Genomic DNA, 15,250 nt, shown 5'->3' on the forward strand with positions numbered 1-15,250 from the left:
ATATGTTAAGGAGGAGTTTATATGATGGATGTAAAAAAGCTTCCCTTGAATGTGAGAATAGGCCAAATGATAATAGCTGGTTTTTCTTCGAAGTATTATGATGCTAATATAGAAGAGTTAATTAGAGATGAAAAAATAGGGAATTTCATATTATTTGCAGATAATATAGGAAATAAAGATGAAATTATAAAACTTACAGACAATATTCAAAAAAGCCTTGAAAGATACATTGGAATACCTGGAATTATTTCTACTGATCAAGAAGGTGGAATGGTAACAAGGATACATCAAGGGGTTACAATATTTCCTTCTAATATGGCTTTTGCAGCGGCAAAAGAAGAAGGAAGTACTTTTATTCAGGGAAAGATAGAAGGAGAAGAGCTTAGAAGCCTTGGCATAAACATGAACATAGCTCCTGTTATGGACGTTAATTGCAATCCTGAAAATCCCGTTATTGGATGTCGTTCTTATGGGGACGATGCTGAGAATGTTTCTAAGCTTGGAATTGATATCATAAAAGGACTTAAAGAAAAAAAGGTAATTGCGGTAGCAAAGCATTTCCCTGGACATGGAGATACCTCTGTAGATTCCCATCTTAGTTTACCTGTAGTTAATCATAATATTAAAAGGCTTCAGGAAGTTGAACTTTTGCCGTTTAAAAATGCAATCAATGTAGGAGTTGATGCTATAATGTCGGCTCATGTTCTTTTACCTAAGGTAGAGCCGAAAAAACTTCCTGCTACTCTCTCGTATAACGTTCTTACAGAACTACTAAGGAATAAAATGGGGTTTAAAGGGCTTATAATTACAGATTGTATGGAAATGAAGGCAATAGCAGATTTTTATGGGAGTGATAATGCAGCCGTTAAGGCAATTATTGCTGGAGCCGATTTGATTTGTATATCTCATAGTAAAGATGTTCAGAAAAAATGTATTGCTGCTATTAAAAAAGCTGTATTAGGTGGAGAGATTTTAGAAGAAAGAATAAATGAATCTGTAAAAAAGATATTGAAAATAAAGGATAAATATAATATTTCCTGTAATTTGAAGCAAAATTCATGCAGTGAAAAAAATAGAAATTTTGCAGAGAGAATAAGCAGTAAGAGCATAACTGTTCTAAAGGATCATAGAAAATTAATACCTCTTAAAGGAAAAGTGGTTTCTATATCACCAAGAGCAATTGCACTTACAGGAGCCGATGATAAGATTAAAGTTGCTGCTTCTTTTTGCCATAAATTAAACAGCATATGTAAAGGCGTTGAATTTCAAATTCCAATGAATCCAGATGAGAGTTTAATTGATACTATAATGGGAGAATGCCCGCATGCCGATAGAGTCGTAATAGGGTGTTACAATGCACATTTAAATAAAAATCAGATAGAACTTGTGGGAAGAGTTAACGAAATAAATCCTAACGTAGTGTTGGTTTCTCTCAGAAATCCATATGACATTTTGTGTTTTAAAGAAATTTCTACTTATATAAATGCCTATGAATATACTGAATTATCAATAGAAAGCACTATTAAAGTTTTAACAGGTAAAATAAAGGCAGAAGGTGTATCGCCAGTTAAACTATAAGTGATTGAGGTGAGTTTATGAAATATGTAATAGGAATAGATGGTGGAGGAACTAAAACTCATATGAAACTTTCTGATTTGAATGGAAATATTCTTGCAGAAGGTACTAAAGGACCATCAAATATAAATTCTGCAGCGGAGGAAGAGGTTAAAAAAGCATTTCGGGATTTAATATATGAAGGAATAAGAAGCATAGGAGCATCTTTGGGTGAATGCAGTGCAATTTGTATTGGTGCTGCAGGAGCTGATAGAGATGAAGATAAAATCATAATAGAAAATATGATAAAAGATATGAGATATAACGGAAAGGTTATAGTAGTTAATGATGCTGAAGTGGCGTTGGCAGGCGGTATTGGCAAAAGAAGTGGTATTATAGTTATAAGCGGAACAGGGTCTATTTGTTATGGTAGAACAGAAGAAGGAAAGAGCTGCCGTTCAGGCGGTTGGGGACATATTATAGGTGATGAAGGAAGCGGATATGATATAGGGATAAATGCAATAAAGTCAGCACTTAAAAGTTATGATGGCAGAGGACCAAAAACTATTCTTGAAAGCAGCGTATTAGAGCATTTCAATTTAAAATATCATGAGGATTTAATAGACTATATATATAGAAGTGGTGCTGGAAAGAAGGAAATAGCCAGTCTTACAAAGGTCGTAGCTAACACATATGAGTTAGGAGATGAGGTGGCTAAAAAAATACTTAAATATGCGGCAAAGGAACTATTTTTAAGTGTGAAAGCAGTTATAAATAGGCTTAATATGGGTAATACAAGTATATTTTTGACAACGGCAGGAGGAGCTATTAACAATATTAAATATTTATATGACGAATTTAAAAACAACGTAAATGAATTTTATCCTAAAATTAGTGTAATACCTATGAAAAATGATTCTGCTTTTGGAGCTGTACTTATAGCAAGAGGTGAGAGTGATTAAATGGAGTTTGAAAAAGTTCATGATTTAAGGAATGTTGTAAAATTGTGGAATACAAATATGGAAGCTATATATCCCATGGATTTAAAACTTTTTCAGCAGAACTATGAAAATGACAAACAAAGCAAAAATATATTAGGTGTTTTTGAAAATGAAATTTTAATAGGTTTTGTAATATATAAACAGTGGAGCTATAAAAGCGGCAAATTAAATCCAAATGATGAAATAGGATATATAAATTCGATAATTGTAGATATAAATTATAGAAATCGAGGAATAGGAACCAAACTTTTGGATATGGCAGAAAGAGATTTAATTAATTTAGGAGTTAAAATAATACGTTTAGGCAGCGATACTTATCACTTTTTTCCTGGAATTCCTCTAGAATGTTTAGTTTCGGAAGAGTTTTTTAAGAAAAGAAATTATAAAATAGAAGATAGTTTTTATGATTTAATATGTGATATATCTAAAATAAAATTTAAAGCTTTAAGCGATTTTGAAGGTTACAAAGTAAATATTTTAAAATTTGATGATAGAAAAAGTCTTATGGCTCTTTTAGAAAAAAATTTTTCTGGAAGATGGTATGAGGAATTTATGGAATTCTTTGATATAGGAATGGAAGATAGGGATGTAGTGGTCTTAAAAGACAAAAACACTGTAATTGGCTTTGCACATATATATGACAACAAAAGCAAATTTATTGGACCGTCTATATACTGGAGAGGACTTCTTGGTGGAAATTATGGTGGATTAGGCCCTATAGGAGTAGATAAGGATTATAGAAAACGTGGGCTTGGTATGCTTATACTCTGCAAATCACTTGAAATATTACAAAAAAGGCATGTAAATAAAATGGTTATAGATTGGGTTGATAGAGATTTGCTTGATTTTTATGGAAAGTTTAATTTTATGCCCTGGAAGCAATATAAAAAGGCATCTAAAGAGGTATTGTAAATGGAAAAAGTTAAAACTGGTATAGATAATATAAATGAGTATATAGGCATTTTTAAAGATAAAAGAATTGGTCTCATTACTAATAATACCGGATATAATAGTGAATTTAAAAGCACAATAGATATTTTAAGGAAAAGTACAAATTTAACAACACTTTATTCACCAGAACATGGGATAAGAGGGGATATACAGGCAGGAAAAGAAGTTGAAAGTTATATTGATTTAAAAACTGGAATAAAGGTGTACAGCTTGTATGGAAAAAACAAAAGGCCATCTAAAGAAATACTTAAAAATGTTGATGTACTTACTTTTGATATTCAAGATGTGGGCGCAAGATTTTACACATACCTTTATACTATGTCGTATGCTATGGAAAGCTGTGAGGAGTTTAATAAGGAATTTGTTGTATTTGATAGACCCAACCCAATCAATGGAAATGATGTTGAAGGTAATATTTTGAATAAAAATTACAGCTCTTTTGTTGGTCGATATCCAATTCCTCAAAGATATGGTCTTACAATAGGAGAAACAGCTAAGCTTTTTAACGAAGAGTTTTTAATAGGCTGTAAATTAAAGGTTATTCCTATGAAGAATTGGAGAAGGGAAATGTATTATGAAGCTACTGGACTAAGTTTTATAATGCCATCACCTAATATGCCAACTGTTGATACAGCTGTAGTTTACCCTGGAACTTGCATTTTTGAAGGAACAAATATTTCAGAAGGAAGGGGAACAACTAGACCCTTTGAAATTATTGGAACACCATGGCTTGATGGCTTTAAAATTGCAAATATAATGAATGAATTAAAACTTGACGGTGTTAAATTTAGACCAATATTTTTTACCCCAACTTTTTCAAAATATGCAGGTAAACTTTGTGAAGGAGTGCAAATTCATGTGACGGACAGAAAAACATATAAGCCTGTTAAAACAGCACTTTTTCTTTATAAGATTATAAAACAGGAAAGCAAAAATAAGTTTCAGTTTATTACATTTGAAGGAAAAAAACTAGTATATGGAATTGATTTGTTAGCTGGAGATAGCATTCTTAGGAAAAATGAAATAGATGTTAATAAGATATATAAGCAGTGGCAGGAAGAAGTTGTAAAGTTCAAAAAATTAAAGAAAAGGTATCATTTATATTAGAGAGAGTGATGTAAGTTGTATGAAATTAAAAGCTTAAAGGAGAGTATACAAAGGTTTATAAATTTAAGAAAAGAAAATGTTTCTGTGGTTTTTTTAGATCTCAAAAATACTTCAAATTACGTATACATTAATGAAAATGAAACTTTTCCCTCTGCAAGCACAATAAAAGTAATTATAATGGCAGAAGCCTTAAATCAAGTTATTAACGGTGTACATGATTTACATGAGAAAATTAGGGTAAAAGCTTCTGATAGAACTCCTTATAGTATAATAACATGTCTTGAAAACAGTACTTATGAATTTATTGATATTTTAACTCTCATGATAATATCCAGTGATAACACTGCTTCAAATATACTCATAGATTTGCTTGGAATGGAAAAAATAAATGACTACGCTAAAAAGATAGGATTAAAAACTACTATTTTAAAAAGAAAAATGATGGATGTAGTTGCAGTAAAAAGTGGTAGAGAAAACCTTACAAGTGCTTCTGATATGCTGATTTTATTTCAAAAAATTTATAACCATGAAATATTAGACAGAGAGATGTGCAACTTAATGATAAAAATTTTGAGTGAAAATACTGATCATGAAATGCTGCTAAGGTATTTACCAAGTGATGTTAAGTGTGCTCACAAAACTGGAGATTTAGATAATTTGAATCATGACATTGGAATTTTTAATATTAATGATAACGAATATATACTAGGTATATTTGTACGAAATTCGGAATTTAATTATATTTCAAAGGATATTATAGGAAAGCTTTCAAAGCTTGTATATGGCTTTTTTTATAGTGCATTGTGAATTAAAACATGATATTATTGTTGTAAAAAGCAAACTATTTTTTAAAAGAATTTTAATAAAGATTTATGATGAAACTTTGTTTTAAACAAGAGTAGAAACCAATGCTTATTTAAAATAAAGACTAAAAATAAGAGCAAAAGTGAGGATAATTTGATGTACGGGAGTCTAATTCGTGTAAAAGAGATAATTAACGATTTAAATCCATCAGAAAAGAAAATAGCTAATTATATTTTAACTAATCCCAAGGAAATATCTGATCTATCAATAAAAGATCTTGCTGATAAAAGTAATTCTTCTCAATCGGCCGTAGTAAGGCTTTGTAAAATTTTAGGCTACAAGGGTTATAAAGAGTTTAGGATAACTATAGCGAAAGATACTGTAACAGTTAATAAAGATGAAGATATGTATACTGATATAAATCCGCAAGACAGCATAGATACTATAATAAAAAACATAAGCTATAATAATAAAAAATCTATAGATAATACTATGGAGGTTTTATCGAAGAAATCTTTAGAAGAAGCTATTAGAGTTATTTCAAAAGCTGATAAAATAGATTTTTATGGTGTAGGTGCATCTTATATAGTAGCTTTAGACGCATTTCAAAAGTTCACAAGAATAAACAAAAATGTGAGAGCCACTTCTGATACACATCTACAAATGGAATTTGCATCGAACCTTAAAAAAGATGATGTTGCTGTTGCTATTTCATATTCTGGTGAAACAAGGGATACTTTTGAATCTATTGAGGTTGCTAAAAATGCAGGGGCAACTACAATAAGTGTAACTAAGTTTGGAAGCAATTCTATAAGTAATTTATGTGACATAAATTTATTTGTCTTGTCTCCAGAAATCACATTTAGAAGTGGAGCCATGTCTTCAAGAATAGCTCAATTAAATGTTATAGACATATTATTTACTTCAGTAGCTGGATGTATGTTTGAGGATGTAAAAGAGTTTCTTGAAAATACAAGGATGTCGACAAGAATGAAAAGAATACGATAAGGAAGTGCGTAGTGTGATTATTAAAGATATAGTTATAGGACATATGTCTGTGCCGTTAAAAAAGCCATTTAAAACGGCTATTAGAAGTGTAAATAGCGTAGATGATGTCATTATTAAGATAATTACAGATACAGGAAACATTGGTTTTGGAAGTGCAGCATCTACAGCACTTGTAACTGGCGACACAACAGAATCCATAGAAGGTGCCATAAAAAGTTATATAAAAAAAGCTATAGTTGGAATGGATATTGAAAATTTAGAAGGTATACTTTTAAAATTAAATTCCTGCATTGTAAGAAACACGAGTGCCAAAGCAGCAGTAGATATTGCACTTTATGATTTATATGGACAACTTTATAAAGCACCATTATATAAGCTTCTTGGGGGCTGCAGAAATAAGCTTGAAACTGATATTACAATAAGTGTTAATTCCCCAGAAGAAATGACTAGGGATAGCATAGAAGCTGTAAAACTTGGATATAAAACTTTGAAAATAAAAGTTGGAAAGGATTCAAAGCTTGATATAGAAAGAATGAAGGCTATAAGAAAAGCTGTTGGCTATGATGTTAAGCTTAGAATAGATGCAAATCAAGGCTGGGAGCCTAAAGAAGCTGTAAGGACACTTAGAAAAATTGAAGATGCAGCTGTGGATATAGAACTTGTAGAACAGCCCGTGATAGCTTCAAATTTAGAGGGACTAAAGCTGGTTACAGATAATGTAGATACTCCAGTTATGGCGGATGAGAGTGTATTTTCGCCAAAGGATGCAGCAAAGGTAATGGAAATGAGAGCATCAGATTTAATAAATATAAAGCTTATGAAGACTGGTGGAATATACAATGCATTAAAGATATGTTCATTAGCAGAAGTTTATGGAATGGAATGTATGCTTGGATGCATGCTTGAGGGAAAAGTCAGTGTTACTGCTGCGGTTCATCTTGCAGCGGCTAAAAAAGTAATAACAAAAATTGATCTTGATGGCCCGGTTTTATGCAGCAGAGATGATGTTGTGGGAGGAGCAATTTATAATAACAGCGGCATTACGTTAAATGAAGGACCTGGACTTGGAATTGAAAAATTGCTGAGTGATAGTAGTTTTTAACTTTAGTTTTTTAATAATAACAGTAATCGCAGGATAATAGTATTAGAAGATATTATTATTCTGCGATATTTTTATATTGAATGTAATACAAAGTAAGAATAGAATATAAAATATAATATTTTACTTAAGAAATGAAGGGATAACGTGATTAAAGTTAATATTTTGGTTGCTGAGGATGATAAGGAAATCAATTATCTGATTTCAAGTTATTTAAAAAAAGAAGGCTACAATGTAGAATGCAGTTTCGATGGGGTACAAGCTGTGGAAAAATTAGAAAATGAAGAATATCAATTAGTAATTTTAGACTTAATGCTGCCAAAGTTAAGTGGCGGAGAGGTTCTTTTAAAAATAAGAAATAAGTATACAATTCCGGTTATTATACTTTCAGCAAAGGATGAACAAACTGATAAAATATTTGGTTTAGAACTTGGAGCCGATGATTATATGACTAAACCATTTGAAATAGGAGAATTGTTAGCCCGGGTTAAAGCACAGTTAAGAAGGTATATAGAATTTAATAAGGGTGAAGTTAAAGAAAATGAAATTTTGGAGTATGAAGAACTTATATTGAATTTAAGTACATATAAGTTAACAGTCAAGGGTATAGATATTACGCTTACTGCAAAAGAATTTGAAATATTGAAGCTTTTTATGCAATATCCAGATAAAGTATTTACTAAATCACAAATTTTTAATGTTGTTTGGCAGGAAGAATATATGACTGATGAAAATACGGTTATGGTTCATATAAGCCGTCTTAGAAATAAAATAAATAAAAATACAGAGAAGCATGAATATATAAAAACTGTTTGGGGTATAGGATATAAATTAAGTGATTAAAAGGGGGAAGCTTAAATTTTGAATATATGTATATCAATTTTGATAGGAATTATTTGTATGATTTTAATTTTAAGAGATATTTATATTTCAAGTCAAATAAACGAGATTAATAAAACTTTGAGCCTTATAAGAAAAGGAAATTTTAATGCCAGGCTGCGTTTTTATTCAGGTGACAGGAGGATAAAAGAACTAGGAATTAATATGAATGCAATTATGGAAGAATTTCAAGAAATTTATGATAAGAAAGAATATCTTGAAGAATCAAGAAAAAGAATGATAGCTAATATATCACATGATTTAAGAACACCATTAACTTCGGTACTAGGATATTTAGAGGCTGTAAAAAAAGATGAGAACTTAAGCTTAGAAGAAAAAAACAAATATTGGGGGATAGCATACTCAAAAGCTAAAAAATTATATTTGCTTCTTGAAGATTTTTTTCAAATGTCAAAGCTGGATGCTGGAGACATAGCTATTAAGAAAGAAAAAGTTAATTTAACAGATACAGTTAAAGAAGCTATAGCTAGCTTTTATCAAGAATTTGTAAATAGGGGGATTGAGCCTAGTATTGAGCTGCCTAAAGAGGATTTATTTGTTTTAGCGGATGTAAAGGCTGTTGATAGAATACTTTCTAATCTTTTGAACAATGCATTTAGATACGGAGCAGATGGAAAAGTTATTGGCATAAGAATGCGGAAGGAAAAACTTAATGCCTGGATTGAGATATGGAATATGGGGAAAAACATTCCACAAAAGGATATATCATATGTTTTTGATAGGCTTTACACAGCAGAACCTTCAAGAAACGAAGAAGTTAAAGGAAGTGGACTGGGGCTTGCTATAGTTAAAAGTCTTGTAGAAAAGTTAAATGGAGAAGTTTCGGTTTGCAGCAATGAGAAAACTACCTTTTCCTTTTCACTGCCGTTATATTAGATTTAAGACTTTTGTAAGGTTTTTGTAAAAGCTGCTTAAAAGTTAAGTTATATTATCTTTTATGTAATAAGGCAAAAGAATTAAAGTTGGGAGGCTTTAAAGTTGGAGAGTGTACTTAAAACGTGTAATTTAACTAAGCAGTATAAAGAAAATACAGCAGCTGATAATTTAAACATGAATATATTAAAGGGTGATATTTATGGACTTTTGGGTGAAAATGGTGCAGGCAAAACAACTATAATGAGAATGATTTTGGGACTTATAAAACCAACAAACGGGAGCGTTGAACTATTTGGTGAGAAATTAACGGAAGGCAAAAAGCATATTTTAGCAAGAGTTGGATCAATAATAGAGTTCCCTGGTTTTTATGGTAATTTAACTGCTGTAGAAAATTTAAATATTCATAGAAAGCTTATGGGTATTCCAGAGGAAAACTGCATAAAAGAAGTGCTTGAAATTGTAGGGCTTACAGAAGCGGCAAATAAAAGGGCAAAGGATTTTTCACTTGGAATGAAGCAAAGGCTTGGAATTGCAAGAGCACTTTTGCATAATCCAGAATTTTTAGTATTGGATGAACCTACCAATGGATTAGATCCAATGGGAATAATGGAAATACGAAATCTTATACTTGATTTATCTAAAAAAAGGCACATAACTGTTTTAATATCAAGTCATATTTTAAGTGAAGTCCAGCAGCTTGCCACAAGACTTGGCATAATGCATAAAGGGAAACTTTTAGAAGAGGTGGATTCGGAAACTTTAAAGAAGAAGAACAGGCATTATATAGATTTAAAAGTTGCTAATGATAGGGAAACTGTTGTTATATTGGAGCAAAAGCTAGGTATAAAAGATTATTTAATATCAAAGGCTGGAGAAATTAAAATTTATGAGAAGCTTAATGAAACTTCCAATATAAATAAAACGCTTATACAAAATGGCATTGAGGTTAAAGAAATATTATTAATGAGAGATAGTCTTGAAAGTTATTTCCTTAACTTGGTTGGAGGTGACAAAAATGAATAAGGTTTGGAGTTTGCCAGCTGTTATCAGTACAGAATTTATAAAATTAAAAAAGTGTAAGATTTTATGGTGCATTCCATTGTGTGCTATTTTGCCAGATGCTTTAATATTTTCTATGTATGCATTTAATAAAAAATATCCAATAGTTGATTGGAATGAATATGTTTCAAATGCTGCTACATTTTTTAATTTACTTATGGCAGTTGGATTTTTTGCTTTAATAGCTGGATTTATATTTTCAAGAGAATATGGCGAAAATACAGTGAATGTTATGTTCACATATCCAATAAGCCGAGTTCAATTTTTTATTGGAAAATTGATTGTAATGTTAATTTTGATTTCAATTACTACTATAACTTCATTTGTTTTATTGATGACTTCGGGAATTATTATAAAACATGAACCGCTTACTGCAAATATTTTACTTGCATATGGCAAAGCATATGTGCTTATGATTATCATGCATTTTGCATTGGTTCCTATAATGGCATTTTTAAGCATTTACAATAAAAGCATGATTCCTTCTTTAATACTTGGAGTTGCTTCAATTTGTGTTAATCTTTTAATATTAAATACTCCGTTTAATACTTTATTTCCATGGACAGTTCCAACTATATTGGGTCCTCACTTAGATGGACGAACTTACACTAATTATTCACTTGGAGAAATTGTTTTAATTATAACCTTTATTTTAGGCATAATTTTGAGTATAAAAAGTGTAAAAAATGATGTGCATTAAAACAGAGAAGCTTATTTAAAACCTTGGCTTTAATAGAATAAATTAAGATTTATTCATTAAAAAGGTGATATAATAGAATTGACAACTATTACGTATTAGTTATATTTATAAGAAGGGGGCTTAGACCATGAAAATATTGGCATATAGCCATAGGTCAGATGAGACAGAATATTTTAACAAATTTAAAGAAAAGTATAATGTAGATTTAACACTTACGGAGGAAGCACCAAATTTAGAAACTGTAAATTTGGCAAAGGGGTTTGATGCTTTAAGTATTATAACTACACCTATTAATGCTGAATTAATGCAAAAATTTTATGAAATTGGGGTTAAATTCATATCAACAAGAACAATAGGATACGATCATATTGATATTAAGAAAGCTAAGGAATTGGGGATGCATATTGGAAATGTTACATATTCTCCAAGGAGTGTTGCTGATTACACCACTATGCTTATTCTTATGGCTACAAGAAAAATGAAACCTATTATGGAGAGAAGTAGAGTACAGGATTATTCTTTAATAGGCGTTCAAGGCAAAGAATTACATAATTTAACTATAGGGGTTATTGGAACAGGAAGAATTGGACAAACTGTAATTAAAAATTTAAGTGGATTTGATTGTAAAATAATAGCTTACGACATATATGAAAACGAAAAAATGAAGAAATATGTGGATTATGTTTCTTTAGATGAATTGTTTAAAAATAGCGATGTTATTACTATGCATGCCCCAGCAACAGAGGATAATTATCATCTTATAAATAAAGAGTCAATAAAGAAAATGAAAGATAGTGTATTTATTATAAATACAGCTAGAGGTTCACTTATAAATACAGATGATTTTATCGATGCCATTGAAAGTAAAAAGATTGGTGGTGCAGCTTTAGATGTTATTGAGCATGAAACAAATCTTTATTATAATGATTTAAAATGCGAGATACTTGACAACAGACAGCTTGCGATTTTGAAATCTTATCCTAATGTAATTGTCACTCCACATACTGCATTTTATACAGATCAGGCAGTAAGTGATATGGTAGAAAACTCTATACTAAGTTGTATTTCATTTATTGAGGGTAAAGAAAACCCTTGGGAAATAAGGTATTAGCATATTGTATAGATAGACAATGTGGAATTTGAAATTTACAATTTTTGAGTTCTGGGTTGTTTATCCAATATAAAAGAGGCTGTTGCACTGAATATAAAAAATTGCGAACTAATTAAAGTGAAGGGTTTTAACTTCACTATTATGATTGCTTCGAAATTTTTTTAGTGCGACAGCCTCTTTTTAGTTATGCTTATATGCTTTTATTTACATATTAGGATACCTTTGTTACAAGAATACATAAATGTCGGTTTATATTTGTCCAGTTTAAACATGGAAGTTTTATTAACAATATGATAAATTATATATGACATTAGTAATAAAATATTAAACATATGAATAAAATTATAAATAATCGTTAAAAAATAGTTCGTAAATTTATAAAAATGTAAAAGGAGTGCTTTGGATGGAAAATGTTTTAAGAATGTACATTGGCGGAGAATGGAAGATTTCAGCAAGTGGTCAAACAAGAAATATAATAAATCCAGCAAATGGAGAAATTATAGCTGTGGCTACAGAAGGAAATAAAGATGATGTAAAATTAGCAGTAAAGGCAGCAAAGAAAGCTTTTTATGATGATGGATGGATGGATACATCAGCAGTAGAAAGAGCAAGATTATTATTTGAGGTGGCAGATATAATAGAAAAAAGATCAGAGGAACTTGCGTACTTAGAAACTATTGATAATGGTAAAGCGTTAAGGGAAACAAAATGTGATTTAAGTGATTCTGCTGCTTGTCTTAGGTATTCTGCAGGACTTACTACAAAACCACATGGTATGACTTATGAAGTTCCAGATGATGTGCAAGCGATGGTTGTAAGGGAGCCTATAGGTGTTTGTGGAATGATAGTTCCATGGAATTATCCACTTTTGATGTCAATATGGAAAATTGCTCCTGCACTTGCAGCTGGCAATACAATTGTTTTTAAGCCTTCAGAACTGACACCGTTATCTGCTATTAAACTTTTTGAAATATTTGAAGAAGTGGGTTTCCCAAAAGGTGTAGTTAATTTGGTCTTAGGAGCAGGAGAAACAGTTGGTCATGAAATAGCAGTAAATATGGAAGTGGATAAGGTTGCATTTACAGGTGGCACATCTACAGGAAGAAGCATAATGAAAGCGGCTAGTTCGAATATAAAAAATATTTCTCTTGAACTTGGAGGAAAATCACCAAATATAGTTTTTGATGATGCTGATTTTGAAACAGCAGTTGATTATGCACTGTTTGCTATATTTTGTAATCAAGGGCAGGTTTGTTCCGCTGGTTCGAGGCTTATTTTACAAGAAGGCATTTATAATAGATTCATAGAAAGACTTGTAGCTAGAGCTAAAAGAATAAAAATAGGTAAGGGTACAGAAGAAGGAGTTGAAATGGGACCTTTAATTTCAGAAGAGCATATGAATAAGGTGCTTAAGTATATTGAATATGGTAAGGAGGAAGGAGCTAAATTAGTTTGCGGTGGAAATAGAATTCTCACAGATGAACTTAAAAATGGGTATTTTGTTGAGCCTACTATATTTATAGATACTACACCAGATATGAAAATTGTTAGAGAGGAAATTTTTGGACCGGTTTTAGCAGTACAAAAATTTAAAGATGAAAAAGAAGCTGTATATCTTGCTAACAATACACCTTATGGTCTTGCAGGAGGAGTTTTTACAAATGATATTGCAAAAGCTCATAGAGTTATAAAGAAATTGCGCGCTGGAATAACGTGGATAAACACATATAATCCAACATATAATGAGGCACCTTGGGGTGGATATAAACAAAGCGGTATTGGAAGGGAGCTGGGTGTGTTTGGATATGAAGAATATACAGAGGTTAAACAAATAAATATTAATTTAGATGTTAAGCCTATAAATTGGTTTAAAGAATAAAACTTTAATAATTCTTGTCGGATTTGGCGCTGTTTTGTATAAGCTGTATTTTGAAGATAAAATAGCAGATGCAAATGAAAAGGATAAAATTGAAATGATAAGTTAAAGTTAGGAGGGATATTGAAAATGAAATATAAGACAATAAAGAGATTTGTAAGTATATCTTTAGCAACTATTATCATAGTAGCTGTGTTAACAGGGTGCAGTAGTTCAAGTACTGCAAATTCTAATTCTGGAGGTGGAACACTTAACGTTTTTAACTGGACAGAATATTTACCTAAATCAGTAATCAATGAATTTCAAAAAAAATATAACATTAAAGTTAACTATACAACTTATTCATCAAATGAAGAAATGCTTGCTAAAATTCAGGCAAGTGGAGGTCAATATGATATAGCAGTTGCAAGTGATTATATGGTTGATATTATGAAAAAACAAGATTTACTTGAGAAGGTTGATAAGGATAAGGTGACTAATTTAAAAAATATAGGAACTCAATATAAAAATTTATCCTTTGATCCTAAAAATGAATATAGTGTTCCGTACTTATGTGGGAATGTAGTTACAGTTGTAAATACTAAGAAGTTTCCTCAAGGTATAAGCAGCTATAGTGATCTTTGGAATAGTAAATTTAAAGGCTCTATGGTGGTTTTAAATGATGAAAGAGCACTTATAGGTATGACGCTTAAAAAACTTGGATACTCGTTTAATGAAACAAATAAAAGTAGGCTTGATGAGGCGAAAAGTGAGCTTCAAAAGTTAAAACCAAATATAAAGATATTTGACAGCGATAGTCCTAAAACGGCATTAATTAATGGAGAGGCATCTGTCGGATATTGCTGGACAGCAGAAGCTTATTTAGCAGAAAAGGACAATAAGGATCTTAAAACATTTTTTCCAAAGGAGGGTATGTATGCTTTTGAAGATAATTTTGTAATTCCCAAAGGTGCAAAACATAAGGAAAATGCAGAGTTATTCATAAATTTTGTACTGCAGCCGCAGGTAAGCGCAGAAATATCAAAGGCATATCCATATACTAATCCAAATGAGGCGGCACGTAAGTATATTGGAAATGAGTATTTAAATAATAAAACCCTTTACCCAGATAAGGATGTTTCTGCTAAGGATGAGCACATAAAGGATGTAGGTGATACTACAAAAATATATGATTCTATATGGACACAATTTAAACAGTAAAAAA

The 15,250-nt window shown here is 30.9% G+C and carries 14 protein-coding genes; all 14 read left to right on the forward strand.

What is annotated here, in order from left to right; genetic code table 11:
* The first annotated feature begins 21 nt into the window (after positions 1-21).
* The 14 genes from LQK79_RS03250 (at position 22) to LQK79_RS03315 (ending at position 15,246) form a co-directional block, all read left to right on the forward strand.
* Positions 22-1,578, forward strand: coding sequence for a glycoside hydrolase family 3 protein (locus tag LQK79_RS03250; protein WP_231015531.1), 1,557 nt, complete (start codon positions 22-24; stop codon positions 1,576-1,578).
* Positions 1,579-1,595: 17 nt separating this feature from the next.
* Positions 1,596-2,516 (forward strand): N-acetylglucosamine kinase, encoded by a 921-nt coding sequence (locus LQK79_RS03255; protein WP_053241201.1) that lies wholly within the window; start codon positions 1,596-1,598, stop codon positions 2,514-2,516.
* The gene (locus tag LQK79_RS03260) at positions 2,517-3,467 is read left to right on the forward strand and encodes a GNAT family N-acetyltransferase (protein ID WP_231015532.1); all 951 of its coding nucleotides are present in this window, start codon (positions 2,517-2,519) and stop codon (positions 3,465-3,467) included.
* On the forward strand, positions 3,468-4,613 hold the full coding sequence (locus LQK79_RS03265) for an exo-beta-N-acetylmuramidase NamZ family protein (protein WP_053241200.1): 1,146 nt from the start codon (positions 3,468-3,470) through the stop codon (positions 4,611-4,613). It begins immediately after the preceding gene.
* Between the two features lie 15 nt (positions 4,614-4,628).
* Positions 4,629-5,420 carry a serine hydrolase gene (locus tag LQK79_RS03270; RefSeq protein ID WP_231015533.1) on the forward strand — a complete coding sequence of 264 codons (792 nt, stop codon included), beginning with the start codon at positions 4,629-4,631 and terminating at the stop codon, positions 5,418-5,420.
* Between the two features lie 153 nt (positions 5,421-5,573).
* Positions 5,574-6,425 (forward strand): MurR/RpiR family transcriptional regulator, encoded by an 852-nt coding sequence (locus LQK79_RS03275; protein ID WP_053241199.1) that lies wholly within the window; start codon positions 5,574-5,576, stop codon positions 6,423-6,425.
* Positions 6,426-6,438: 13 nt separating this feature from the next.
* Positions 6,439-7,527, forward strand: coding sequence for a dipeptide epimerase (locus tag LQK79_RS03280; RefSeq protein WP_231015534.1), 1,089 nt, complete (start codon positions 6,439-6,441; stop codon positions 7,525-7,527).
* 144 nt (positions 7,528-7,671) lie between these two features.
* Positions 7,672-8,367 carry a response regulator transcription factor gene (locus tag LQK79_RS03285; protein ID WP_053241198.1) on the forward strand — a complete coding sequence of 232 codons (696 nt, stop codon included), beginning with the start codon at positions 7,672-7,674 and terminating at the stop codon, positions 8,365-8,367.
* Positions 8,368-8,385: 18 nt separating this feature from the next.
* Positions 8,386-9,300 carry a sensor histidine kinase gene (locus LQK79_RS03290; RefSeq protein ID WP_084756858.1) on the forward strand — a complete coding sequence of 305 codons (915 nt, stop codon included), beginning with the start codon at positions 8,386-8,388 and terminating at the stop codon, positions 9,298-9,300.
* A gap of 102 nt (positions 9,301-9,402) precedes the next feature.
* A complete protein-coding gene (locus LQK79_RS03295) occupies positions 9,403-10,323 on the forward strand; it encodes an ABC transporter ATP-binding protein (protein ID WP_053241197.1) in 921 nt (306 codons plus the stop codon).
* Entirely contained in the window at positions 10,316-11,059 is a 744-nt protein-coding gene (locus tag LQK79_RS03300) for an ABC transporter permease (protein WP_231015535.1), read from the forward strand. The genes LQK79_RS03295 and LQK79_RS03300 overlap by 8 nt, the downstream gene beginning before the upstream one ends.
* 127 nt (positions 11,060-11,186) lie before the next feature.
* Positions 11,187-12,170: a D-isomer specific 2-hydroxyacid dehydrogenase family protein gene (locus tag LQK79_RS03305; protein WP_231015536.1), complete on the forward strand. Its 984-nt coding sequence runs from the start codon at positions 11,187-11,189 to the stop codon at positions 12,168-12,170.
* 403 nt (positions 12,171-12,573) lie between these two features.
* Positions 12,574-14,049 carry an aldehyde dehydrogenase family protein gene (locus LQK79_RS03310; RefSeq protein ID WP_053241195.1) on the forward strand — a complete coding sequence of 492 codons (1,476 nt, stop codon included), beginning with the start codon at positions 12,574-12,576 and terminating at the stop codon, positions 14,047-14,049.
* Between the two features lie 126 nt (positions 14,050-14,175).
* Positions 14,176-15,246, forward strand: a complete 1,071-nt coding sequence (locus LQK79_RS03315; protein WP_231015537.1) for a polyamine ABC transporter substrate-binding protein — start codon at positions 14,176-14,178, stop codon at positions 15,244-15,246.
* Positions 15,247-15,250 lie beyond the last annotated feature (4 nt).

The sequence above is a fragment of the Clostridium guangxiense genome (genome assembly GCF_021043395.1).
In the GTDB taxonomy this organism is placed as follows: Bacteria; Bacillota; Clostridia; order Clostridiales; family Clostridiaceae; genus Clostridium_S; species Clostridium_S guangxiense.

Bases quoted from the DNA above. Each gene is read 5' to 3' on its own strand.
- LQK79_RS03250 (WP_231015531.1), top strand. From the start codon at position 22: ATGATGGATGTAAAAAAGCTTCCCTTGAATGTGAGAATAGGCCAAATG.
- LQK79_RS03255 (WP_053241201.1), top strand. From the start codon at position 1,596: ATGAAATATGTAATAGGAATAGATGGTGGAGGAACTAAAACTCATATG.
- LQK79_RS03260 (WP_231015532.1), top strand. From the start codon at position 2,517: ATGGAGTTTGAAAAAGTTCATGATTTAAGGAATGTTGTAAAATTGTGG.
- LQK79_RS03265 (WP_053241200.1), top strand. From the start codon at position 3,468: ATGGAAAAAGTTAAAACTGGTATAGATAATATAAATGAGTATATAGGC.
- LQK79_RS03275 (WP_053241199.1), top strand. From the start codon at position 5,574: ATGTACGGGAGTCTAATTCGTGTAAAAGAGATAATTAACGATTTAAAT.
- LQK79_RS03300 (WP_231015535.1), top strand. From the start codon at position 10,316: ATGAATAAGGTTTGGAGTTTGCCAGCTGTTATCAGTACAGAATTTATA.
- LQK79_RS03305 (WP_231015536.1), top strand. From the start codon at position 11,187: ATGAAAATATTGGCATATAGCCATAGGTCAGATGAGACAGAATATTTT.
- LQK79_RS03310 (WP_053241195.1), top strand. From the start codon at position 12,574: ATGGAAAATGTTTTAAGAATGTACATTGGCGGAGAATGGAAGATTTCA.
- LQK79_RS03315 (WP_231015537.1), top strand. From the start codon at position 14,176: ATGAAATATAAGACAATAAAGAGATTTGTAAGTATATCTTTAGCAACT.